Here is a 22,750-nt window from a genome sequence, read left to right on the forward strand (position 1 = left end):
ATGTGCCGAGTGGTCGACCTGAAGCAGGCGGTACTGGCCAAGAACGAGGCGGCCGCGCAGACCCTGCGCACCGAACTCACCGCACGCGGCACGACCGTCGTCAACCTGCTCTCCAGCCCCGGCAGCGGGAAGACGGCCCTGCTGGAGCGCGAACTCGACCTCGCCCGCAGGCGCGGTGTGGGCGTCGCCGCCCTCACCGCCGACCTGGCCACCGAGAACGACGCACTGCGCCTGGGCCGTTCCGGCGTCCCGGTCAAGCAGGTGCTCACCGACGGCCTCTGCCATCTGGAGGCCGCGATGCTGGCCCGGCACCTGGACGGGTGGCTGCCCGACGGATCGCGGCTGCTGTTCGTGGAGAACGTCGGCAACCTGGTGTGCCCGGCCTCGTACGACCTCGGGGAATCCCTGCGGGTCGTCCTCGCCTCCGTCACCGAGGGCGAGGACAAGCCGTTGAAGTACCCGACCGCCTTCGGGCTCGCGCAGCTGGTGGTGGTCACCAAGACCGACATCGCCGAGGCCGTCGAGTTCGACGAGGCCGCCTTCCGGGCCAATGTCCAGCAGGTCAACCCCGGTGTGGAGGTGGTGCTCACCTCCGTCCGCACGGGGCAGGGCCTCGGCACCCTGCTGGAGCGGGCGCTCGCCGTCGGCGAGGGCTGCCCGGCGCACGAGCCCGTGATGGCGGGCCGGGACCACGGCCACCACCACGGCGCGGATCACGGTCACGGTGCCGGTCACGAGCACGGCGCGGATCACGGTCACGGTGCCGGTCACGGTCACGGTGCCGGTCACGAGCACGGCGCCGGCCACCACCACGCCCACCCGCCCGTGGTGCGGACCCGCTGATGGAGGCCGTCGAACGCCGCCGGGTCACGGTGCGGGGCGTGGTCCAGGGCGTCGGCTTCCGCCCGTACGTCTACGGCCGCGCCACCGCGCTCGGGCTGGCCGGCCACGTCACGAACACCCCGGACGGGGTGGTCGCGGAGGTGGAAGGCGCCCGGGCGGCGGTCACCGAATTCTGCGAGCGGCTCGCGACGGACGCCCCGCCCCTCGCGCTCATCGACGCCGTCGACCACTGCGCGGTCCCCCTCGCGGGCGGCGCGGGCTTCACCATCATCGCCTCCCGCAGCGGCGGGCCCGCCCGTACGCTGGTCTCCCCGGACGTCGCCACCTGCGCCGACTGCCTCGCCGAGCTGGCCGACCCGGCCGACCGGCGGTACCGCCACCCGTTCATCACCTGCACCCACTGCGGCCCGCGCTTCACCATCGTCACCGGACTGCCGTACGACCGGGCCCACACCACCATGGCGCCCTTCCCGATGTGCCCGGACTGCGCCCGCGAGTACGCCGACCCCGCCGACCGCCGCTTCCACGCCCAGCCCGTCGCCTGTCCCGCCTGCGGACCCCGGCTGCGGCTGCTGGCCGGGACACCGCCGCGGGAGGTGCCCGGCGTGGACCCGGTGGCCGAGGCGCGCCGGCTGCTGGCCGGTGGCGCGGTCCTCGCGGTCAAGGGCCTCGGCGGCTACCACCTGGCCTGCGACGCCGCCGACGAGGCGGCCGTGGCCACCCTGCGCCGCCGCAAGGCCCGCGGGAACAAGCCGTTCGCCCTGATGGCCCGGGACCTCGCAGACCTGGCGGCCCTCGTCTCGACCGGCCCCGAGGAGCACGCCCTGCTCACCGGCGGCCCGCGCCCCATCGTGCTGCTGCGCCGCCACCGCACGGCCGCGGACGGCCCGGTGATCGCCGAAGGCGTCGCCCCGGGCAGCCCCGACCTCGGCGTGATGCTCCCGTACACGCCCGTGCACCACCTGCTGCTCGGCCTGCCCGGCGACCCTCCCGGCCCCCGCCTGCTCGTCATGACCAGCGGCAACCTGGCGGGCGAACCGATCGTCACCGACGACGCCGAAGCCCTGGACCGGCTGGGCCCCTTGGCCGACGCCTGGCTCACCCACGACCGCCCCATCCACGTGCCCTGCGACGACTCGGTGGTGCGCGTCTGCGACGGAGAACCGCTGGTCCTGCGGCGCTCCCGCGGCTACGCGCCGCTGCCCCTCGCGCTCCCCGCGCCGGTACCGGCGACGCTGGCCGTCGGGGGAGACCTCAAGAACAGCTTCTGCCTCGGCGAAGGGCGCCGGGCCTGGCCGTCCGCCCACATCGGGGACATGGACGACCTCGCCACGCAGTACGCCTTCGAGCGCGCGGCCGGTCAGCTGCAGAGCATCACCGGGGTCAGCCCCGCCCTGCTCGCCGCCGACCGGCACCCCGGCTACCGCTCCGGACGGTGGGCCGTGCGCAACGCCGGCTCCCGCCCGCTGATCCGCGTCCAGCACCACCACGCGCACATCGCCTCCGCGATGGCCGAACACGGCCTGACCGGCGACCGGCGGGTCATCGGGGTCGCGTTCGACGGCACCGGCTACGGCGACGACGGCGCGGTGTGGGGCGGGGAGTTCCTCCTCGCGGACTACGCCGGATACACCCGCTTCGCGCACCTGGCCTACGTCCCGCTGCCCGGCGGGGACGCCGCGGTGCGCCGGCCGTACCGCATGGCGCTCTCCCACCTGCGCGCGGCGGGCATCGGCTGGACGGCCGGCCTGCCGTGCGTCGAGGCCTGTCCGGCGGACGAACTGCGGGTGCTACGGATCCAGTTGAGCCGCGACGTGAACTGTGCTCCCACGTCCAGCATGGGCCGGCTCTTCGACGCCGTCTCCTCGCTGGCCGGCATCTGCCACCACGCGGGTTACGAGGCCCAGGCCGCGATCGAGCTGGAGTCCGCGGCGCTGGACGCCCCCGGGGCGGCCCCCGGGTACGCCTTCGCCCTGCGGCCGTCGCGGTCCGCCGCCCCCGACGGCCCGCTCGTCGCCGACCCGGCGCCCGTCCTGCGGGCCGTCGTGGCCGACGTGCGGGCCGGGACCCCGCCGCCGCTGATCGCGGCCCGCTTCCACGCGTCGGTCGCCGCCCTCGTCAGTACCGTCTGCGCCGCGGCGCGTGAACGCCACGGGGCGGACACCGTCGCCCTCACCGGCGGGGTCTTCGGCAACACCCTGCTGGCCTCGGCCTGCGCCGCCGGGCTGCGCGGAACCGGCTTCACGGTCCTGCGCCACCGCCTGGTGCCGCCGAACGACGGGGGGCTGGCGCTCGGCCAGCTCATGGTGGCGGCGGCCCGCGGCCACACCGCGGACACCAGCGGCCACAGCGCCGACGCACGAGACCGCACCACGGAAAACCCACAGCGAGGAGAAGCCCATGTGCCTGGCGGTACCCGGCAGAGTGCTTGAGATCGCGGAGGAGAACGGCACCCGCATGGCCACCGTCGACTTCGGCGGGGTGGTCAAGGAGGTGTGCCTGGAGTACCTGCCGGACCTCCAGGTGGGCGAGTACGCCATCGTCCACGTCGGATTCGCCCTCCAGCGCCTGGACGAGGAATCCGCCCGCCAGACGCTGGCGCTGTTCACCGAGCTCGGCATGCTCCAGGAGGAGTTCGGCGACCCCTGGGAGCAGGCGGCGCAGGCGGGCGGAGCCGCCTGGCCCTTCGAGGAGACCGCCCGGACCGATGAAGGGGGCCGGGACGGGGACGGGGGCCGGACCGAGGGCCCGGCCGCAGGGCACGTACCGCAGGAGGCGCGGCAGTGAAGTACATCGAAGAGTTCCAGGACCCCGGCCTCGCCCGCAGGCTCCTGGACGACATCCACGCCACGGTCACCCGGCCGTGGGCGCTGATGGAGGTCTGCGGCGGGCAGACCCACACCATCATCCGGCACGGCATCGACCAACTGCTCCCCGAACAGGTGGAGCTGATCCACGGTCCGGGCTGTCCGGTGTGCGTCACGCCGCTGGAGGTCATCGACAAGGCGCTGGAGATCGCCTCCCGCCCCGGCGTGATCTTCTGCTCCTTCGGCGACATGCTCCGCGTCCCGGGCACGGGTCGCGACCTGTTCCAGGTGCGCAGCGAGGGCGGTGACGTACGGGTCGTCTACTCCCCGCTCGACGCCCTCAAGATCGCGGGGCAGAACCCGGGCCGCGAGGTCGTCTTCTTCGGCATCGGCTTCGAGACCACCGCCCCGCCGAACGCGATGACGGTGTACCAGGCGAAGAAGCTCGGCATCCCCAACTTCAGCCTGCTGGTCTCCCACGTCCGGGTGCCCCCGGCGATCGAGGCGATCATGAGCTCGCCGAGCTGCCGGGTGCAGGGCTTCCTCGCAGCCGGGCACGTGTGCAGCGTGATGGGCACGGGGGAGTACCCCGAACTGGCCGCCCGCCACCGGGTGCCGATCGTGGTGACCGGCTTCGAACCGCTGGACATCCTGGAAGGCGTGCGCCGCGCCGTGCGGCAGCTGGAGCGGGGCGAGCACACCGTGGACAACGCCTACGCGCGGGCCGTCCGCCCGGAGGGCAACCCCGCCGCGCTCGCCATGCTGGAGGACGTCTTCGAGGTCACCGACCGGGCCTGGCGCGGCATCGGCGTCATCCCGGACAGCGGCTGGCGGCTGTCCGAGCGGTACCGGGAGTTCGACGCCGAGCACCGGTTCGCGGTGACCGGCATCGCCACCCGCGAGCCGGCCGAGTGCCGCAGCGGCGAGGTCCTCCAGGGCCTCATCAAGCCGAACGAGTGCGGGGCGTTCGGCACCACCTGTACGCCGCGCAGCCCGCTCGGGGCCACCATGGTCTCCAGCGAGGGCGCCTGCGCCGCCTACTACCTCTACCGGCGCCTCGAACTCACCCCGGCCGCCCGTACGGCGCCACCCGCGCCGGCGGCCCCGCACGAGACCACCGCACCGCTGGAGGCGAGCCCCGTTGCCTGACACCTCGTTGCCGCAGACCGCGCAGCCCGGGACCGCGCTGCCCGCGCAGTCCGCAACCGCGCTGGACGTCACCGGCTGGACCTGTCCGGCGCCGCTGCGGGACCGCCCCCGCGTGGTGATGGGCCACGGCGGCGGCGGGGCGCTCTCCGCCGAGCTGGTCCAGCACCTCTTCGCGCCCGCCTTCGGGGGCGAGATCCTGGCCCAGCTCGGCGACTCCGCCGCACTCTTGCTGGGCGGGGTCCGGCTCGCCTTCTCCACCGACTCCTACGTGGTGCGGCCGCTGTTCTTCCCCGGCGGCAGCATCGGCGACCTCGCGGTCAACGGCACGGTCAACGACCTGGCGATGAGCGGGGCCCGGGCCGCCTACCTGTCCTGCGGCTTCATCCTCGAAGAGGGCGTCGAGATGGCGGTGGTGGCCGAGGTGGCCCGGGCACTCGGCGGCGCGGCGCGCGCGGCGGGGGTGGAGGTGGCCACCGGCGACACGAAGGTGGTCGAGGCCGGCCACGGCGACGGCGTCTACATCAACACGGCCGGGATCGGGCTCATCCCGGACGGTGTCGACCTGCGCCCCCAGCGCGTGGTCCCCGGGGACGTCGTGATCGTCAGCGGTGAGATCGGACTGCACGGCGTGGCCATCATGAGCGTGCGCGAGGGCCTTGAGTTCGGCGTGGACGTCCAGAGCGACTGCGCCGCCCTCGGCGGCCTGGTGGACGCCATGCTCGCGGTCACCCCGGACCTGCACGTCCTGCGGGACCCCACCCGCGGCGGTCTGGCGGCCGCCCTGAACGAGATCGCCGCCGCCTCGGGAGCGGGCGTCGTCATCCGCGAGGGCGCGGTACCGGTTCCCGACCCGGTCGCCAACGCGTGCGCCATCCTCGGCCTGGACCCCCTGTACGTGGCCAACGAGGGCAAGCTCGTCGCGTTCGTGCCCCGGAACCACGCCGACGCCGTGCTGGAGGCGATGCGCGCCCACCCGCTGGGCCGCCGCGCGGCGGTGATCGGCGAGGCGGTGGAGGCCCACCCCGGGCTGGTCGTCGCCCGTACCGGCCTCGGCGGCACCCGCGTGGTGGACCTGCCGATCGGCGAGCAGCTGCCGCGGATCTGCTGAGCCGGCCGGACCACACGAGCGGTCCCCGCGCGGCGGGGCCGCTCGCCGGCCGCCCAGGGAGCGGGTCAGCGTGCGGTCCAGCCGCCGTCGATGACCAGCGAAGTGCCGCTGATGGAGCCCGAGTGCGGGCCGCACAGCATGAGCGCGGCCGACGCCACCTCCTCCGGCTCGATGAGCCGCTTGACCGGGGAGCGGGCCAGCAGCACCTCGCTCAGTACGTCCTCGGCGCTGACCCCGTGGGCCGCCGCCTGGTCCCGGATCTGGCCTTCCACCATGGGGGTGCGGACGTACCCGGGGCTGACGCAGTTGCTGGTCACGCCGTGTGCGGCGCCCTCCAGGGCGGCGACCTTGCTCAGCCCCTCCAGGGCGTGCTTCGCGGCCACGTAGGCCGACTTGTAGGCGCTGGCGCGCAGTCCGTGCACGCTGGATATGTTGACGACCCGGCCCCAGCCGCCCGCGTACATGTGCGGCAGCACATGGCGCAGGAGCAGGAACGGCGCGGTGACCATGACCTGCTGGATGAGGGCGAAGCGCTCCGGGGCGAAGTCGGTGATGGGGGCGACGTGCTGCAGCCCCGCGCTGTTGACCAGTACGTCGACCTCGCGGGGCAGTACGCCGATGGCCGCCGAATCCGCCAGGTCCACGGCGTGCGCCCGGCCGCCGATCGACGCCGCGACGGTCTTCGCGGCCTCCTCGGCGATGTCCACCACGTGTACGGTCGCGCCGGCCCCGGCCAGGGCGAGGGCGCAGGCCCGCCCGATGCCGCTGCCGCCGCCGGTCACCAGGGCCACCCGCCCGCGCAGGTCGGCGGCGGCGGGGGCGGGAAGTGTGCTCGTCATGCCTGCACACAGTAGGCGCGGCGGCCGGCGGCGCCCATGGCGTACGGCCACACAGCGGTCGGGGCCGCTGTGGCGCGCACCGCCATCCGTGGCCCAGGATCCGGACGCGTGTCCGAGGCTGCGCCGGTCGGGCTCATCCGTTTGCGGGAAAGCCGCTCCAGAGGTAAAGGCGGGACCCGGTCGTGGACGAAGGAAGGAGTGCGGACCCGAACCGGACCGTGTGGCGCGTTCGTCGCGCCGCTGGATGCATCTGAAGGAGACACCTCGTGTCGCGTGTTCTCAAGAGTGTCGCGATGGCCCTGGCGGCCGGTGCCCTGGTCGTCGGCGGAGCCTCGGCGGCTTCGGCCGATGCCCATGCGGAGGGTCTGGCCGTCGGTTCGCCGGGTCTGCTCTCCGGCAACGTGGTCCAGGTTCCGATCCACATCCCGATCAACGCCTGCGGGAACTCGGTCAACGTCATCGGTCTGCTGAACCCGGCGGCCGGCAACGTCTGCGTCAACTCCTGACCTTCGGCAGGACGTGGCTCACGGGCCCGTCACCCTCCGCTCCGGCGGCGGGTGGCGGGCCCCGCGCATGGGGAGCCGGTTGACAGGCCCGGAGCCACACACCATGATTCCACTAGTCATTTAATGGAATCATGGAGAGGGGGAGGCGTGGGGGATATGACCGTTCCCGGTCCCGCCGGCACCCGGTCGGCGCTCGAAGCACGCGGGCTGGGGAAGAGGTACCGCCGGGGGTGGGCGCTGCGCGACTGCACCTTCCGCATCCCCGCCGGCCGCATCTGCGCCCTCGTGGGCCCCAACGGGGCGGGCAAGAGCACGCTGCTGAGTCTGGCGTCCCGGCTCGCCGGACCCTCGGCCGGTGAACTGCGGATCTTCGGCGCACCGGCCGGCGATGCCGCCGCGATGCCGCGCTGGGCCTACCTGGCGCAGGACAAGCCGCTGTTCAAGCGGTTCACGGTGGCGCAGACCCTGCGCACGGGTGAGGAGCTCAACCCCGGCTGGGACCGTGCGGTGGCCGAACGGATCGTGCGGGGCGGCCGGGTCCCGATGGACGCCCGCATCGCCGAGCTGTCGGGAGGACAGCGCACCCGGGTCGCCTTCGCGCTCGCCTTCGGCAAGCGCCCCGAGCTGCTCCTGCTGGACGAGCCGATGGCCGACCTCGACCCGGTCGCCCGGGACGAGATGAGCGCACTGCTGATGTCCGAGGCCGCCGAACACGGTACGACCGTCCTGATGTCCTCCCACCTCCTCGGCGAGCTGGAGCAGATGTGCGACTTCCTGCTCGTACTCGACGGCGGAACCGTCCGCATGGCCGGCGAGACCGATGAACTCGTGCCCATGCACACGCTGGTCACCGGGGTCACCGATGCCGATGGCGCCCTGCCCGAGGCGCTGGCCGCCCACACCGTCATCGAAACCCGGACCGCCGGACGGCAGTTCACCGCCCTCCTGCTGCGCCAAGGCCCGCTGAACGAGGAGTGGCAGCTCACCGAGCCCGGCCTGGAGGACGTACTCCTCGCCTACCTCCGTTCGCCCGGGGCCCCCGCGCTGATCGCCCCGACGGCGGCGCCCGCCCCGCGAGAGGAATTCGCCGCATGACCACGCTCACCCACCCCGAAGCCGACCGGGACACCCCCGGCGCCCGGCGCCGCGGCCCGCGCGGCCTGCTCTGGCTGCTGGTGCGCCAGCACCGGATCGCGCTCCTCGCCTGCCTCGCCGTGACCGTCCTCGGCGCCGCCTGGATCGTGTACCAGCGCGCCGCGATGCTCGACACGCTGCACGGAGCCGGCTGGCCCGCGAAATCCGCCGACACCCTCGACGGCGAAGTGACCAACCGGGTCGTCAACCGCTTCAACTCCTACGCGAGCACACTCGGCTCCCTGCCCGGGGTGCTGGGCGTGGTCCTGGGGGCCTCGCTCATCGCCTCCGACCTGGAGCACGGCACCGCGCGGCTGGTCACCACCCAGTCCGTCCCGCGGGGCCGCTGGCTCCTGGCGAAGGTCGGCTTCGCCCTCGGCGTCGCCACCGTCACGACCCTGCCCCTGAGCCTGCTCTTCGGCCGGTGGCGCGACTCCGTCAGCCCCGTCGCCGGAACCGACTGGCTGCACGACCCCGTCTTCGAGGCCACCGGCCCGGTCCTGGTCGCGACCGCCCTCTTCACCACCTCCCTGGGCCTCGCCATCGGGGCACTGACCCGTCGTGTGGTGAGCGCGATGGTCCTGACCTTCCTGGCCTCCTGGGCCGCCCTGGTCGTGGGTGACGTGTACAAGGACGACCTGGCGACCCCGCGCCGGATCTCGTTCCCGCTCGGCGCCGACCAGCCGGCCGTACTGGACCACGTCGTGCAGGTCGACCAGTGGGTGGGCACCGCGTCCGGAAAGCTCTACGGATGGGGCACCTGCGTCTCCGACGCGTCCCCCGAGGCCTGCCGGGCCCGGCTCGGCATCGTCAACTCGGTCTGGGACTACTTCGGCGCCGACCAGCGCGCCGGCTTGCAGTGGACCGCCGCCGGAGTGCTCGTGGCACTGAGCGCGGTCCTCATCGCGCTCTTCCTCTGGCGCCTCCGCCGGGCCCCGTTCACGTCATAGAGTGACAGGTCACCACACGGCACGAAGGAGGCGGGCACCATGGTCGTATTCCACATCGAACGGCGCGGCGGGCTGCCCGCCTACCTGCAGATCGTCCAGCAGGTGGAACGGGCCCTGCGGATGGGCGCCTTGACCGAAGGCGACAAACTGCCCACGGCCGCGCAGGTCGCCGCGGCCACCAAGGTCAACCCCAACACCACGCTCAAGGCCTACCGCGAGCTGGAACGCGCCGGGCTCGTGGAAGTCCGCCAGGGTGCCGGTACGTTCGTCACGCACGTCCCGCAGCCGTCCGGGGCGCAGGGGCGGACGGAGCCGGGGCTGCGCGGCGGGCTCGCCGTCTGGATGCGGGAAGCACGCGAAGCGGGCCTCGACGCGCCGGGCGTGACGGCCCTGTTCGACACCGTACGCGCCGAGGTGTTCCCGGGGAGCACCGCCGCCCTCGATGCCACGGAGCCGCTCACGTGAGAGGGGCACCGCCCGTCCGGGGGCGCGTGCTCACCGCGCTCGCCGTACTGACCGCCGCCCTGCTGCTCTGCCACGCCGCGGTGCCCAACTCCGCGGGCCGTCCCGGCAGCCTGCTGGAGACCTTCCTGCCCTGGCTGGGCCTGGCGGTCCCGCTGCTGCTGGGCCTCGCGCTGCTGCGCCGCTCCCGGCTCGCCGCCTGCGCGGCACTGCTGCCGGGCCTCGTCTGGACCGGCCTCTTCGGCGCGCTGCTGCTCCCCGCGTCCGGCCGGCCCCACGAGATCCTCGCCGTCCAGCACAACGTCGGCGACGAGAACCGGGATCCGGCCGGCACCGCGAAGGCGCTGGCCGCCACCCGGGCCGACCTCATCGCCGCCGAGGAACTCACCCCGGCCGTCCTCGCGCCCTTCGCCGCGGCCCTCGCGCCGCTCTACCCCTACCACGCGACGCACGGCACGGTCGGCCTCTGGTCCGCCTTCCCGCTCAGCGACGTCCGTCCGGTGGACATCCGGCCCGCCGGGCTCGGCGGCGACTGGAACCGCGCCCTGCGGGCGACCGCGGCGACCCCGCGGGGCCCGGTGGCCGTGTACGTGGCCCACCTGCCCTCGGTGCGCCTCGGACTCGCACACGGCCTCGGCTCCGCCCGGCGCGACGAGAGCGCGGCGCTGCTCGCCGCCGCCGTCGCCGCCGAGCCGCTCGCCGGAGTGATCCTGCTCGGGGACCTCAACAGCACCGTGGACGACCGCGGACTTGCCCCGGTCACCTCGCAGCTGGGCGTGCCCGGCCCCGGGTTCGCGTTCAGCTGGCCCGCCGCGCTCCCCGTGGCCCGCATCGACCAGATCCTGGCCCGGTCGGTGACCGTCACCGCCGTCCGCACCCTGCCCGCCACGGACAGCGACCACCTGCCCGTCGCCGCCCGGATCCGGATCTGAGGAACCGGTTGCGCGCCGTCAACGCGGCCGCCCACGTTTTGGTTTGGCGGACCATCCTCAATACGATCCGGCGATGATCACAAGAAAATGGGTGGCGGCCGGGGCCTGCGGCCTGCTGGCCACACTGGCCGCCGGGCTCTTCCCGGCGACCGCCTCCGCCGGTGAACCCGTATCCAAGGAACCCCCCAAGGTCGAACTGGTCCTGGACGTCAGCGGCTCCATGCGCGCCACCGACATCGACGGCCAGTCCCGGATGTCCGCGGCGAAGCAGGCCTTCAACGAGGTGCTCGACGCCGTGCCCGACGAAGTGCGGCTCGGCATAAGGACCCTGGGCGCCACCTACCCCGGCGACGACCGCAACGTCGGCTGCAAGGACACCAAGGCGCTCTACCCCGTCGGCCCGCTCAACCGGACCGAGGCGAAGACCGCGGTGGCCACCCTCGCCCCCACCGGCTGGACCCCGATCGGGCCGGCCCTGCTCGGGGCCGCCGAGGACCTCAAGGGCGGTGACGCCACCCGGCGGATCGTGCTCATCACGGACGGCGAGGACACCTGCGCCCCGCTCGACCCGTGCGAAGTGGCCCGGGACATCGCCGCCCAGGGCATCCACCTGACCATCGACACGCTCGGTCTCGTCCCCGACGCCAAGACGCGCGACCAGCTCGTCTGCATCGCCGAGGCCACCGGCGGCACGTACACCTCCGTCCAGCACAAGGACGAACTCTCCGGCCGGGTACGGCAACTCGTCGACCGGGCGGCGGCTCCCGTCGTCACCCCGGTCGCCGCCCAGGGCGCCAAGGAGTGCCGGAACGCGCCGAAGCTGGGCGCGGGGCTCTACAGCGACCGCGAGACCTTCGGCGAGCACCGCTGGTACCAAATCGACGTCAAACCCGGCCAGGAGCTGCGCGCGTCGGTGAGCCTCGCCGCGGATCGCGCCGTCAACAACGACTACGGCGTGATGCTGCGCGCCTCGACCGTGCACGGGCGGGAGATCGTCCGCGGTTCCGAGGCGGGCGACGGACGTACCGACCTGATCTCGACGGGCCTGCGCTACCCGAAGGCCGTCCTCGACGACGAGGACGGCAACGCCGAAACGGCGCCCGAGACCGTCTGCCTCCAGGTCAGCAACTCCTTCTCGGCACCCGCGTCGGTGAAGACGGCGCCGGGCATGCCGCTGGAGCTGACCATCGACCTGGTGGCCGGCCCGGACCACGCGTCGGACGCGGCGGCCTTCGGTCTCGGCCGCGGCTGGTGGCTGCTCGGTGTGCTGGTCCTCGCCGGCCTCGTCGCCGGTCTGGTCTGGGGCTGGATCTCCCGCTGGCGTATCTCGGTCTGGAGGACCAACTGATGCGTACCGTACGCGTACTGACCGCCGCCCTGCTGACCGGCGCCGGTCTGCTCGGTCCGGCGGGCACCGCCCTGGCCGCCACCCCCTCGCCGAGGCCGAGCGGGCCGACGGCCGGACCGACCGAGGCCGGTACCGCCTTCCGCACCGCCACCCCGGTCAAGCTCGGCCAGGAGGCGACCGCCGACGCCTCCACGGGTGACTACCTCTACTGGTCCTTCCCGCTCGACGTCGGCCAGCGCACCACGGTGCGGGCCAAGGTGGCGCTGCCGCCGGCCGGCTCCAGGCACGCCGCCTCGACCTGGCGGATCGACGTCTACGACGGACTGCGCCGCCGCCAGCCCTGCATGTACGGGGTACAGGCGGCGCCGGCGCCCAAGGAGAGCGCCACGCTGGAACTCTCCTGCACCCTGCGCCCCGTCCGCAGCGGCGCCGACACGTGGTCCGACGACCCGTTGCCGGGCACGTACTACCTGCGCCTTACGGTCGTGGACCTGGCCCAGGAGGACCTCGGTCAGCCCGTACGGGCGCAGGTGCAGGCCGATGCGAAGGAGCTGGGCGGGGCCCACGCGGTGGACGGCGCCGTCGCCGCACCGCTGGTCCCCGGCAGCACCGCGGCGCGCCGGAGCGCGGCGGGGACGGAACCGGAGGACGGCTGGGCCGGCGGCTGGTGGTCCGACCGGTGGATCTGGACCGCGGCCGGGGGACTGCTCGGCGGCCTCGCCGGCATCGCCGGATACCGACTCACCCGCGGCTCGGGCCGGCCCGCGCGCCGCGCCTGACGGGCGGGGCCACCGACGGGAGGGGCGGTCACGGCACGGCGCCGCGGCCGCCTCCTCTTCCGCGCACGCGGCGCCGTCCGGCGCGGGGTGTACTGGAGGTGTACCGGTACCCGCCGCCTGTGAGGAGGGCCCGCTGATGACCACCGTAGAGACCGCCCGTGACGCCGTCCGCCGCATCCTGGGCGAGGAGGCGCACGCCGACGTGACCGCCTTCCCGGCCGGGAACCTGTCCATCACGGTGACGTGCGGCGAGCACACGGCCACCATCGACGGCGACGACTCCTCCGGGTGGGGATGGACCGTCGACCCCGGGACGGACGACGGGTTCACCGGCCACGAGCTGATCGCCCCGACCCTCGACGAGGCACTCGGCGGCGTTCGCGGGACCATCGGCGCCTGAGCCGTCCGGACGGGGCGTTCCGTCCGCGCGACGCTTTGCGGCCGGTCATCGGCTGGCATGCGGACGAGCTCCCTCCGGTAGGTGCGGACCGATCATGCGCGAGCGGGGCGGGCGGCGGACCTGCCGCCGAGGCGGAAACCGGGTGCCGGGGTGCGCCGCCGTGGACAGTGACACGAGCCGGACGCCCGGCGAGTGAGCGGAGACACGACGTCGCTTTTGATGATCACTTGCGGAGCGCGGGTCACGCCTTCATATCCAAGGGGTATGGGCGATCACACCGAAGGAACGTCTGTTAGTGTGCCCGCTCCTGGATGTTCATCCACCGATCCGTCTCCCCTCGAACACTCATCGCTTCGAGGGCGTTGCGAGGTGTCTTGTACGTGTACAGCACTCCGTTCTCCCCCGCGGAAGCCCGCTCCGCACGCGAACGCGTGGGCCTGACGACCACGCAGGTGGCCCAGTCGATGGCGGCCTGCGGTACCCCCGTCCACCCCGAACTGGTCGCCGCCTGGGAGCTGGGGTCCTACGCGCCGACCGACCAGCAGCTCTTCGCGCTCGCCAACATCCTGTGGTGCGACACCACGACGCTGATGGGGGTCGCGCCGCGCACCCTCGCCGAGTTCCGCCTCGCCCGCCAGCTCACGGTGGAACGGCTGGCCTACCGGATAGGCATGGACCCCGAGGAGTACCGGGCCGCGGAAGCCGGCCGGCACTGGAACGGGGACACCTGGCAGACCCGGGCGCTGGTGGAAGCGCTGGGCCTGTCGCTGCGCGCGCTCACCGGGATCATGGGCCGCGTCGACGAACTGGCCGGCCTCCTGCGCACGGCGGTCGAGGGGCGGTGGAAGGCCTGCGTGGGACCGGTGGCGGAGATCGTCGTGGTCGACGCGACGAGCGTGGGGGACGCGTTGCGCACCATGCAGGCCGAGTTCGCCGACTTCGCCGAGCGGTACATGGGGCACCTCGTGGCCCGCAACGACGACGCCCGGCTCAAGGAGATCGCCGCCGAGCGGTCGGCGTACCTGCGCCGACTCGTGGACCACTTCTGGGAGTTGATCGGCGAGGCGGGCGACGCGTCACCCTTCCCGCTCGGCAACCGCTGAGCCGCTGCCGCCCCGCGGGCGATCGGGCGCGCGGGCGCGGGACGGACCCGATGGTCCGCCCCGGCCCGGCTGCTGCGGCCGTGCGGGTCAGCCGGCGCCCGCCGCGTACCGCGGTTCGGCGACGACGTCGTCCTCGATGTCGTCCCAGTCGATCTCCATCGTGGAGCGGCTGGTGAAGACGTTGAACAGCAGGTTCAGTGAGATCGCCGTCAGCGCGCCCAGCGTGATGCCGCTGTCGAGCACGGCCCGGACGTCGTCCGGCATCCGCTCGAAGAACGGCGCCACCGTCGTGGGCAACAGCGCCGCGCCCAGACTGACCGCCAGGATCAGGGCGTTGCGCTCCTCGCGCAGGTCGACCTTGCCCAGGATCTGGATGCCGACCGCCGCCACCATCCCGAACATCGAGAGCGCGGCCCCGCCGAGCACCGGATTCGGGATCGAGGCGACCAGGCTGCCCGCCTTGGGCAGCAGCCCCAGCAGGACCATGAACACCCCGGCCGCGACGACCACGTACCGGCTCATCACCTTTGACATCCGCACCAGGCCGATGTTCTCGGCGAAGGCCACGTACGGGAACGAGTTGAGGATGCCGCCGAGCACCGTCGCGGCGCCGTCGGCCCGCAGCGCCCGGGCGACCGTGTCGGTGTCGACCCGCCTGCGGGTGATCTCGCCGATGGCGTACACGTCGCCGGTGGTCTCCACCATCGTGATCAGCATGACGACGAGCATGGCGATCATCGGCAGCGGTTCGAACCGGGGCATGCCGTAGTGGAACGGGGTGGTGACCCCGAACCAGTCGGTGTCGCCCACCGCCGAGAAGTCGGCGTCCCCGAGCAGCCAGGCGACGCCGGTGCCGCCGACCAGGCCGAGGAGCACGGCGACGCTGCTGAGGAACGGCTTGCCGACGCGGGCCATGGCCAGGATGAACAGCAGGGTGCCCAGGGCGTACGCGAGGTTCTTCGGCTCCCCGTAGGCGGGGCTGCCGATCAGCCGCGCACCGCCGGCCGCGTCCTGGAGGGCCACCGGGATGAGGGTGATGCCGATGATCGTCAGGATCGTACCGATGACGACGGGCGGGAAGTACGGGACCAGCTTGCTGAACACCGGCGCGAACAGGAAGGTCGCGATGCCCGCGGTGATCACCGCTCCGTACACGACGAGCAGTCCGGCGGTGCCGCCGCCCGCCCCGAGGCCGATGGCGATCATGGGGGAGACCGCGGTGAAGGTGACGCCCTGGACCAGCGGCAGCCGGGCGCCTATCTTCCACACGCCGAGCGCCTGGATGATCGAGGCTATCCCGCAGGTCAGCAGGTCCGCGTTGATGAGGTGGACGAGTTCGGGGCGGGTCAGCCCGAGGGCGCTGCCGAGGAGGACGGGAACGATGACGGCCGCCGCGTAGAACGCGAGGACGTGCTGGAAGCCGTACAGGGCGAGTTGGGGGAACGGCAGCAACTCGTCGACGGGATGCGTCTGCTGGTGCCGGGAGGACTGTCGGGTGACTCGTGCCATCTCTGCCTTGCCTTCGCGAGGTAGGTGAATGAGAAGACCGCCGCCCTCCAGCCCCGGGGATGACGGGGCGAGGGCAGATCGGCTCGTACTGAGCCGACGCCGGGCGGTGTTGCCGACAGCGCGTCGCTCTGCACTGGAATGTGGGCCCTGGATTGGCAGGACGCCCTTCGATCGGCGCGCAAAGGCGCGCTTCTCCTTGGGATCCGAAGGAGTCTTTGACCGAGGGCGCTCACCATAGCCACATGTGGGCTTTCCTCGCGAGTAACCTGCGGCCACCTGCCGGGGCCGTGACAGCGAGCGGGGTTCCGTGGCGGCCCGGCGGGTCAGGCGCGCGGGTCCGGGGCGGCCTCGATGTGGTCGGCCACGGCGACGAGCAGCACCCGCGTGCCCGGCTCCAGCGCGCGCCAGCGATGGCGGATCCCGCCCGTGAGGTAGAGGGTGTCACCCCGGCCCAGGCGGTGCGTGCGTCCGTCGGCCTCGACCTCCACCGTGCCGTCGGCCACGTACATCAGCTCGTCGTTGCGGTGCTCGAACGCCCGGTCGGCGTCGTGGTCCCCGGTGAACTCCAGTGCGTGCATCTGGTGGTGACCGCGCACCAGCGGACGGACCCGGGCCGCCGGATCCAGCCCGGCGTCGGCGTCCGCGCGCACGATGTCCACCCGGCGGGGGGTCTCGGCCGCGGCCATCAGCTGGACCGCGGTGGTCTCCAGGGCGTCCGCGATGAGCTGGAGCGAGCGCATGCTCGGGCGGGCCCGGTCGTTCTCGACCTGGCTGAGGAAGGGGGAGGAGAGGCCGCTCGAGGCGGCCACCTCGGCCAGGGTGAGGTTTAGGCTCCTGCGCCGCCGGCGGATGCCCGCCCCGATCCGTGGGGCGGGCGCTTCGTCTGTCACGTGGCTCCTCGGTTCCGGTCCGCTCTGCGGATCATCTTCTCGCAGTCCGCGGGCGGCTTCGCACGGCCGTCACAGCGCCGCAACATTGCGCCGCTACCTTCTAACCCTGTTGGTGTGATCAAAGAAAGTTTCACAGGAGGACCGGATGTCCGCAGTAGACCAGAACTCCCGCCGCCGCCGGGGCACCGGCCTGATCGCCCTCGACCCCGATGCCGGCGAAGGCGGCTACACCCTCTTCGCCCCGCTCACCGGCGCGGGCGAGGTCTACCTCATCGACCCGCACGGCACGGTCGTCCACCAGTGGAAGCTCCCCTACCGCCCCGGCCGGCACGCCCGGATCCTGGCCAACGGAAACCTCGCCTACAGCGGCGTACTCCCCGGCGAACCGGCCCTGTTCCCGATGTGGCACAAGTACCGGGGAGGCGTGATGCTCGAAGCCGCCCCGGACGGCACCGTCCTGCGCGAGTACCGCGACCCGCTCCAGCACCACGACGCACACCACTTCGGCGACGGCCGCCTCCTGTACACCGCGCTCGAACCGTTGCGCGGCGCCGACGCCGAGGGCGTGCGCGGCGGCGTGCCCGGCTCCGAGACGGGCGCCACCGTGTGGGCCGACACCATCCGGGAGGTCGCCGCGGACGGCTCCGTGACCTGGGAGTGGAGCGCCGCCGAACACCTCGACCGCGAGGAGTACGCCCTCCACCCCGCGTACTCGCGCGAGCACTGGCCCCTGATCAACAGCGTGCTGCCGCTGGCCGACGGCAACATCCTGGCCAGCCTGCGCAGCGTGTCCGCGGTGGTCGTCATCAGCCGGGAGACGGGCGAGATCCTGTGGCGCACCGAGCCGGGCGTCGTCTCCCAGCAGCACGCGCCGACCGAACTCGCCAACGGGAACCTGCTCGTCTTCGACAACGGCGTCTTCCGCCCCCACGCCGACGTACCGTACTCGCGCGTCATCGAGATCGAGCGGTCGTCGGGCAAGGTCGTCTGGGAGTACCACGACCCGGCGCGCGAGGCGTTCTTCGCCCCGTTCATGGGCAGCGCGCAGCGTCTGCCGGGCGGCAACACGCTCGTCACGGACTCGCCCTCCGGCAGGCTCTTCGAGGTGACCCCCGACGGGTACCTGTGCTGGGAGTACGTGGTCCCGTACTTCGGCGGATACCGTGAATCCGAGGTGCGCGGCCTGTTCCCCTCCGAGCCCAACGCCGTCTTCCGCGCCTACCGTTACTCCGCGCGCGAGCTGCCCTGGCTGAACGCGGAGACCACGTCGTGAGCGCCCCCGAAACCCTGGAGTCCCGCCCGAAGGAACCGGTACGACCGGTGGACGAGCGGCTTCCGCTGCGCCGGCTGCTGCCGCTCTCCGCGCAGCACGTCCTGGCGATGATCGCCGCCCCCGTCTCCACCACGTTCCTGACCGGCCAGGCCCTCGGACTCGACGCCGCCCGCACGGCGTCCCTGCTCAGCGCCACCCTCCTGTTGTGCGGGGCGGGCGCGTTGCTCCAATCCCTGGGGGTCTGGCGGATCGGCGCCCGGCTGCCGTTCGTGATGCTGCCCGGCGGGGCGGCGACCGCGCTCTTCCTCCAGATCGCCAAGGACCACGGTCCCGCGACCGCCACCGGCTCCGTCCTCCTCGCCGCGGCGCTGCTCTTCGCCGTGCTGCCCTTCTACGCCAGGATCGTGCGGCTCTTCCCGCCGCTGGTCATGGGCACCACGGTGCTCCTGATCGGCATCGCGATGATCCGCGTGGCGGCCCAGCTGATCACCGGTCAGCGCGGCGCCCCCGGGTACGCCGCCCCCTCGGCGGTGGCCCTGGCGGCCGCCACCATCGGCGCCACCGTGCTGCTGCTCCTGGTGCTGCGCGGGGTCTGGCGCCAGACGGCGGTGCTGCTCGGCATGGGCGCGGGGGCCCTGATCGCGCTGGCCACGGGGCTCGGCGCCTTCACGCCGGCCGGCGGCAGCCTCGGCACGCCGGCGCTCCCGCGGCTCCTGCCCTACGGGGCCCCGCACTTCGACGTGCTCGCCGCCCTCCCGCTGCTCGTGTTCAGCCTCACCACCCTCGCCGAGGTCACCGGACAGACCGTCCTGAACAGCCAGACCGTGGGCCGGGAGTCCGACCCCGGACGCGACGTGCCGCGCGTCGCCAGGGCCGATGCGCTCGTCTCGGTCTTCGGAGCCCTGTTCGGTACCTCCCTGCTGGTCACCAGTGCGGAGAACATCGGCATCGGTCGCCTGACGGGCGTACGCAGCCGCTTCGTCACCGCGGGCGCGGGCGTGCTGCTGGTCCTGGTGGGCCTGCTGGCGCCGCTGTCCCGGCTGCTGGCCGCGATCCCGCCGCCGGTGGTCGGCGGATCCGCCCTCGTCATCTACGGGATCATCGCCGTCATGGGCGTCACCATGCTCGGCCGGGCGCTGCCGGCCGCAGCCGATCCGGGCTCGGGCGACAGCCCGTACGCGACGGTCGCCGCGCTGGCCCTGACGGCCGGTCTGCTGCCCGTGGTCGCGCCCGACCTCTACCAGGGGTTCCCCGGCTGGGCCCGGACGGTCCTCGGCAGCGGGGTGGTGGCGGGCACGCTCGCCGCGGTCCTGCTCCACGCGCTCTTCGGCCGGTTCGGCCCGACCCGGCCGGCCCGGGCCTCGTAGGTTCCGCCTCGTGGCCCTTCCGGTGGACCGGGCGGGAGGCCCCATGGAGTGAGAGGGCGGAGTCGGGGCCTTCCGCCGATACTGAGGAGCGTGAGGCGTACCCGAACGGCGTTGCTCTGCGTTGCCGGAATCGTCGCCGCGATCCTGCCCACCGGCATCCCCTCCACGGCGGCCGCCGCGAGCGCGCCCCAGCCCTGCGTCTCCTCCCCGGAGACCGAGGGCGGCCAAGCGGCCCGGGTCCGGGACGTCGTCCGGCAGGCGTCCCAGGACCTGCACCTGAACTCGGTGATCTACAAGGTGGTCGCGGGCGACCGGGACGTCGTCACCGGCGCCGTGGGGGAGTCCATGACGGGCGTACCCGCCGACCCGGCCATGCACTTCCGCTCCGGTTCCGTCGCCATCGAGTACATGGCCACCGTCCTGCTCCAGCTCGTCGACGAGGGCAAGGTGAACCTGGACGACCCGGTCTCGCGCTGGCTGCCCGCGCTGCCGCACGCGTCCGAGATCACCCTGCGCATGCTCGGCAGCTCCACCTCCGGCCTCCACGACTACGTCACCGACAAGAAGTTCCTCGCCGAACTCGAAGCCGCCCCCTTCCGGCACTGGAGCTTCTCCGACACCGTCGACATCGCCACGGCCCATCCCCTCTGGTACGAGCCGGGCACGAGTTGGAGCTACTCGCACGCCAACTTCCAGATCCTGGGCGTCGCACTGGAGAAGATCACCGGCACCCGCCTGGACCGGCTGCTGGGCGAACGGATCCTGACCCCGCTCGCCCTGCACGGGACGCACAACGCCTACACCCCCGACATCCCGGCCCCCGCGCTGCACGCCTTCACCTCCGAACGCGGCGTCTACGAGGAGTCCAGCTACTGGAACCCGTCCTGGACGACCGCGGCCGGCGCGGTCCTCACCAGCGACATCTGTGACGTCGCGCGCTCCGCCCGGGCCATCGGCAGCGGTGAACTCCTCTCGCCGCAAGGGCTCAGGACACTGCTCGACCCCGGGACGGTCGGCCTCGGCGGCAAGAGCGACACCTGCCCCGCCGACGTCTGCCTGAAGAACACCGCCGCGCAGCACTTCGGCTTCGGCGTCCTCGTCGTGCACGACTGGATCCTCCAGAACCCGTCGTTCAGCGGCTACGCGGCCGTGCAGGCCTATCTCCCCGCGCAGCGGCTCTCCATCGCCGTCAGCACCACGCAGGGCCCCCGGGCCACCGAAGAGAACCCGGGCCAGACGGTCGCCGCCCGGATCGCCCGAGTTCTGGCCCCGGACCATCCGCTGACCACCCGCTGAACGCACCGCCGCACCGGGCGTACTCCCCGGGGAGCACGCCCGGTCGCCCCGTGCGGCGGACGACGGCGACCGGGCCGCCCGTCTAGCGTGGCCGCATGGCGGAGTGGCGGCGGCGCGGCGCGGCGGGGTGGGCGGAGCGGGCGAACCGGCCCGGACCCGGCGGACCGCCGTGGCGGTCCTCGCTGCTGGTGGCCGCGATCGCCGTGGTCGGGAGCGGATGGGCCGCGCGCTTCCAGCCCGGCAGCGAGCCGCTCGGCGCGACCGGACGGCTCCTGCTGCTGCTGGGTCCCGCCCTGCTGGTCTGGCGTCACCGCCACCCGGTGCCCGTGCTGGCGGGGGTCTGTGCGGTCACCCTCGGGTACCGGCGGGCGGCTACCCGTACGGCCCGGTCTTCATCAGCGTGGCGCTGGCCTGCCTGGCCGCCGTCCTCGCCGGCCACCGGTACGCGGCCTGGACCGCCGCCGCCGTGCTGTGGACGGGGCACCTGCTCATCGGGCACTGGCTCTACCGGTGGCTGCCGCCGCCCGGCGACGGACCCGTGGGCTGGGGGACCGAGGCGGGCGTCACCGCCTGGGTGATCGCGGTGCTCGCCGCCTGCGAGCTGATCCGCGTACGCCGCGGGCAGTGGGCCCGCGACCGCGCCGAGCGGGCGGCGGCCGAGCGCCGCCGGGCCGGTGAGGAACGGCTGCGCATCGCCCGCGAACTGCACGACGTGCTGGCCCACAGCCTCTCCGTGATCCACGTCCAGGCGGGCGTGGGCCTGGCCCTGCTCGACTCCGACCGCGAGCAGGCCCGTACCGCGCTGACCACCATCAAAGCGGCGAGCAAGGAGGCACTGGGCGAGGTCCGGCAGGTCCTCGACAGCCTGCGGGCGCCGGGCGAGGCGCCCCGCGCCCCGGTCCCCGGACTCGGCCGGCTCCCCGAACTCGTCGCCCAGGCGGCCTCGGCCGGGCTCGCGGTCACCGTCGAGGGGGAGTCCGGCGTCCTTCCCCCGGCCACCGACCTCGCCGCCTTCCGCATCGTGCAGGAGGCCCTCACCAACGTCGTCCGCCACTCCGCCTCCCGAGCCGCACGGGTCCGCATCAGCCGCCGGTCCGGCCTGCTGGAGCTCGGCGTGGACGACGACGGCCCCGCCGCCGGTGACGGCGCCGGCGGCAGCGGCAACGGACTGATCGGCATGCGCGAGCGGGCCGCGGTCCAGGGCGGCACCCTGGAAGCCGGGCCGCGCCCGGACGGCGGGTTCCGGGTGCTGGCCCGGCTCCCGCTGACCGGGCCGGCGGGCCCCGCCGGCCCCGTATCCGGGGAGGACCGATGATCCGAGTCCTGCTCGCCGACGACCAGCAGCTGGTCCGGGCCGGCTTCCGGGCCCTGCTCGACGCCCAGCCGGACATCGAGGTCACGGGCGAGGCGGCCGACGGCGCCGAGGCCGTGCGGCTGGTGCGCGCACTGGTCCCCGACATCGCCCTGATGGACATCCGGATGCCCGTGCTCGACGGCCTGGCCGCCACCCGTACGATCACCGCCGACCCGGCCCTGGCCCCGGTGAAGGTGGTCATGCTGACCACCTTCGACCTGGACGAGTACGTCTTCGAGGCGATCCGCTCGGGCGCCTCCGGTTTCCTCGTCAAGGACACCGAACCGGAGGAACTCCTGCGCGCGGTGCGGGCGGTCGTGGCCGGTGACGCGCTGCTCTCGCCCAGGGTGACGCGCCGCCTGATCGCGGAGTTCGCGGCGCGCTCCAGGTCGCCCGAGGCGGCCGCCGGGGCCGCCGGGCTGGAACGGCTGACCGAGCGGGAGCGCGAGGTGATGACCCTGGTGGGCATGGGCCTGTCCAACGAGGAGATCGCCCGCCGCCTGGTGGTCAGCCCGCTCACCGCCAAGACGCACGTCAGCCGCACCATGGTCAAACTCGGCGCACGCGACCGGGCCCAACTGGTGGTGCTCGCGTACGAATCCGGTCTGGTCAGACCCGGCTGGCTCGGCTGAGCGCGTACTGCGCCGGGGGTACCCGTACGGCCGCCGCCCGCAGGACGACGCGGTCCGCCGGCCGGGCGA

Annotated in this window: 21 protein-coding genes and 1 pseudogene; 19 read left to right on the forward strand and 3 right to left on the reverse strand. The window is 73.5% G+C overall.

What is annotated here, in order from left to right; genetic code table 11:
• Genes hypB through hypE form a run of 5 tightly spaced genes read left to right on the forward strand, consistent with a single transcriptional unit; the run spans position 1 to position 5,907 of the window.
• On the forward strand, positions 1–843 hold the full coding sequence (hypB, locus tag ACWGH1_RS20760; protein WP_453355205.1) for a hydrogenase nickel incorporation protein HypB: 843 nt from the start codon (positions 1–3) through the stop codon (positions 841–843).
• Entirely contained in the window at positions 843–3,275 is a 2,433-nt protein-coding gene (gene hypF, locus ACWGH1_RS20765; RefSeq protein WP_453408886.1) for a carbamoyltransferase HypF, read from the forward strand. The genes hypB and hypF overlap by 1 nt, the downstream gene beginning before the upstream one ends.
• Positions 3,244–3,630: a HypC/HybG/HupF family hydrogenase formation chaperone gene (locus tag ACWGH1_RS20770; protein WP_453352905.1), complete on the forward strand. Its 387-nt coding sequence runs from the start codon at positions 3,244–3,246 to the stop codon at positions 3,628–3,630. The genes hypF and ACWGH1_RS20770 overlap by 32 nt, the downstream gene beginning before the upstream one ends.
• Positions 3,627–4,799 (forward strand): hydrogenase formation protein HypD, encoded by a 1,173-nt coding sequence (gene hypD, locus ACWGH1_RS20775; protein WP_453352906.1) that lies wholly within the window; start codon positions 3,627–3,629, stop codon positions 4,797–4,799. The genes ACWGH1_RS20770 and hypD overlap by 4 nt, the downstream gene beginning before the upstream one ends.
• Positions 4,792–5,907: a hydrogenase expression/formation protein HypE gene (gene hypE, locus ACWGH1_RS20780; RefSeq protein WP_453352907.1), complete on the forward strand. Its 1,116-nt coding sequence runs from the start codon at positions 4,792–4,794 to the stop codon at positions 5,905–5,907. The genes hypD and hypE overlap by 8 nt, the downstream gene beginning before the upstream one ends.
• A 65-nt stretch (positions 5,908–5,972) precedes the next feature.
• Here the strand turns inward: hypE and ACWGH1_RS20785 are convergent, their stop codons facing one another.
• Positions 5,973–6,746 (reverse strand): 3-hydroxybutyrate dehydrogenase, encoded by a 774-nt coding sequence (locus ACWGH1_RS20785; protein ID WP_453352908.1) that lies wholly within the window; start codon positions 6,744–6,746, stop codon positions 5,973–5,975.
• Positions 6,747–7,039: 293 nt separating this feature from the next.
• Here ACWGH1_RS20785 and ACWGH1_RS20790 point away from each other — a divergent pair, with 293 nt between their 5' ends.
• The 9 genes from ACWGH1_RS20790 (at position 7,040) to ACWGH1_RS20830 (ending at position 14,360) form a co-directional block, all read left to right on the forward strand.
• Positions 7,040–7,252, forward strand: a complete 213-nt coding sequence (locus ACWGH1_RS20790; protein ID WP_453352919.1) for a chaplin — start codon at positions 7,040–7,042, stop codon at positions 7,250–7,252.
• 156 nt (positions 7,253–7,408) lie between these two features.
• Positions 7,409–8,347, forward strand: coding sequence for an ABC transporter ATP-binding protein (locus tag ACWGH1_RS20795; RefSeq protein ID WP_453352909.1), 939 nt, complete (start codon positions 7,409–7,411; stop codon positions 8,345–8,347).
• Entirely contained in the window at positions 8,344–9,336 is a 993-nt protein-coding gene (locus tag ACWGH1_RS20800) for an ABC transporter permease (protein WP_453352910.1), read from the forward strand. Before ACWGH1_RS20795 ends, ACWGH1_RS20800 begins: the two co-directional genes overlap by 4 nt.
• A 39-nt stretch (positions 9,337–9,375) precedes the next feature.
• On the forward strand, positions 9,376–9,801 hold the full coding sequence (locus ACWGH1_RS20805; protein WP_453352911.1) for a GntR family transcriptional regulator: 426 nt from the start codon (positions 9,376–9,378) through the stop codon (positions 9,799–9,801).
• Complete coding sequence (locus ACWGH1_RS20810; protein WP_453352912.1) at positions 9,798–10,730, forward strand: endonuclease/exonuclease/phosphatase family protein; 933 nt, start codon at positions 9,798–9,800, stop codon at positions 10,728–10,730. The genes ACWGH1_RS20805 and ACWGH1_RS20810 overlap by 4 nt, the downstream gene beginning before the upstream one ends.
• A gap of 73 nt (positions 10,731–10,803) precedes the next feature.
• Complete coding sequence (locus ACWGH1_RS20815) at positions 10,804–12,078, forward strand: VWA domain-containing protein (protein ID WP_453352913.1); 1,275 nt, start codon at positions 10,804–10,806, stop codon at positions 12,076–12,078.
• On the forward strand, positions 12,078–12,857 hold the full coding sequence (locus tag ACWGH1_RS20820; protein WP_453352914.1) for a hypothetical protein: 780 nt from the start codon (positions 12,078–12,080) through the stop codon (positions 12,855–12,857). Before ACWGH1_RS20815 ends, ACWGH1_RS20820 begins: the two co-directional genes overlap by 1 nt.
• A 136-nt stretch (positions 12,858–12,993) precedes the next feature.
• Positions 12,994–13,257 (forward strand): hypothetical protein, encoded by a 264-nt coding sequence (locus tag ACWGH1_RS20825; protein WP_453352915.1) that lies wholly within the window; start codon positions 12,994–12,996, stop codon positions 13,255–13,257.
• Positions 13,258–13,637: 380 nt separating this feature from the next.
• Positions 13,638–14,360, forward strand: coding sequence for a transcriptional regulator (locus ACWGH1_RS20830; protein ID WP_453352916.1), 723 nt, complete (start codon positions 13,638–13,640; stop codon positions 14,358–14,360).
• Between the two features lie 87 nt (positions 14,361–14,447).
• On the opposite strand, the gene ACWGH1_RS20835 is transcribed toward ACWGH1_RS20830, so the two are convergent.
• Positions 14,448–15,869 carry a nucleobase:cation symporter-2 family protein gene (locus ACWGH1_RS20835; protein ID WP_453352917.1) on the reverse strand — a complete coding sequence of 474 codons (1,422 nt, stop codon included), beginning with the start codon at positions 15,867–15,869 and terminating at the stop codon, positions 14,448–14,450.
• A gap of 323 nt (positions 15,870–16,192) precedes the next feature.
• Positions 16,193–16,759, reverse strand: a complete 567-nt coding sequence (locus ACWGH1_RS20840; RefSeq protein WP_453408887.1) for a helix-turn-helix domain-containing protein — start codon at positions 16,757–16,759, stop codon at positions 16,193–16,195.
• Between the two features lie 145 nt (positions 16,760–16,904).
• Here ACWGH1_RS20840 and ACWGH1_RS20845 point away from each other — a divergent pair, with 145 nt between their 5' ends.
• From ACWGH1_RS20845 to ACWGH1_RS20865, 5 genes and pseudogenes are all read left to right on the forward strand, one after another.
• Positions 16,905–18,032 (forward strand): aryl-sulfate sulfotransferase, encoded by a 1,128-nt coding sequence (locus ACWGH1_RS20845; RefSeq protein WP_453356077.1) that lies wholly within the window; start codon positions 16,905–16,907, stop codon positions 18,030–18,032.
• Entirely contained in the window at positions 18,029–19,399 is a 1,371-nt protein-coding gene (locus ACWGH1_RS20850; RefSeq protein WP_453408888.1) for a solute carrier family 23 protein, read from the forward strand. The genes ACWGH1_RS20845 and ACWGH1_RS20850 overlap by 4 nt, the downstream gene beginning before the upstream one ends.
• A 90-nt stretch (positions 19,400–19,489) precedes the next feature.
• Entirely contained in the window at positions 19,490–20,695 is a 1,206-nt protein-coding gene (locus tag ACWGH1_RS20855) for a serine hydrolase domain-containing protein (protein WP_453356075.1), read from the forward strand.
• A gap of 95 nt (positions 20,696–20,790) precedes the next feature.
• A pseudogene (locus ACWGH1_RS20860) lies at positions 20,791–22,010 on the forward strand (sensor histidine kinase).
• A complete protein-coding gene (locus tag ACWGH1_RS20865; RefSeq protein ID WP_453408889.1) occupies positions 22,007–22,681 on the forward strand; it encodes a response regulator in 675 nt (224 codons plus the stop codon). Before ACWGH1_RS20860 ends, ACWGH1_RS20865 begins: the two are co-directional and overlap by 4 nt.
• The last annotated feature ends 69 nt before the right edge of the window (positions 22,682–22,750 follow it).

Source organism: Streptomyces sp. NPDC054883 (assembly GCF_053610645.1).

What these genes read in the sequence shown, in the direction of transcription:
- ACWGH1_RS20795 (WP_453352909.1), top strand. Translation starts at nt 7,409, where the DNA reads ATGACCGTTCCCGGTCCCGCCGGCACCCGGTCGGCGCTCGAAGCACGC.
- ACWGH1_RS20825 (WP_453352915.1), top strand. Translation starts at nt 12,994, where the DNA reads ATGACCACCGTAGAGACCGCCCGTGACGCCGTCCGCCGCATCCTGGGC.
- ACWGH1_RS20820 (WP_453352914.1), top strand. Translation starts at nt 12,078, where the DNA reads ATGCGTACCGTACGCGTACTGACCGCCGCCCTGCTGACCGGCGCCGGT.
- ACWGH1_RS20770 (WP_453352905.1), top strand. Translation starts at nt 3,244, where the DNA reads ATGTGCCTGGCGGTACCCGGCAGAGTGCTTGAGATCGCGGAGGAGAAC.
- ACWGH1_RS20845 (WP_453356077.1), top strand. Translation starts at nt 16,905, where the DNA reads ATGTCCGCAGTAGACCAGAACTCCCGCCGCCGCCGGGGCACCGGCCTG.
- ACWGH1_RS20805 (WP_453352911.1), top strand. Translation starts at nt 9,376, where the DNA reads ATGGTCGTATTCCACATCGAACGGCGCGGCGGGCTGCCCGCCTACCTG.
- hypB (WP_453355205.1), top strand. Translation starts at nt 1, where the DNA reads ATGTGCCGAGTGGTCGACCTGAAGCAGGCGGTACTGGCCAAGAACGAG.
- ACWGH1_RS20815 (WP_453352913.1), top strand. Translation starts at nt 10,804, where the DNA reads ATGATCACAAGAAAATGGGTGGCGGCCGGGGCCTGCGGCCTGCTGGCC.
- ACWGH1_RS20790 (WP_453352919.1), top strand. Translation starts at nt 7,040, where the DNA reads ATGGCCCTGGCGGCCGGTGCCCTGGTCGTCGGCGGAGCCTCGGCGGCT.
- ACWGH1_RS20800 (WP_453352910.1), top strand. Translation starts at nt 8,344, where the DNA reads ATGACCACGCTCACCCACCCCGAAGCCGACCGGGACACCCCCGGCGCC.
- ACWGH1_RS20785 (WP_453352908.1), bottom strand. Translation starts at nt 6,746, where the DNA reads ATGACGAGCACACTTCCCGCCCCCGCCGCCGCCGACCTGCGCGGGCGG.
- hypF (WP_453408886.1), top strand. Translation starts at nt 843, where the DNA reads ATGGAGGCCGTCGAACGCCGCCGGGTCACGGTGCGGGGCGTGGTCCAG.
- ACWGH1_RS20865 (WP_453408889.1), top strand. Translation starts at nt 22,007, where the DNA reads ATGATCCGAGTCCTGCTCGCCGACGACCAGCAGCTGGTCCGGGCCGGC.
- ACWGH1_RS20835 (WP_453352917.1), bottom strand. Translation starts at nt 15,869, where the DNA reads ATGGCACGAGTCACCCGACAGTCCTCCCGGCACCAGCAGACGCATCCC.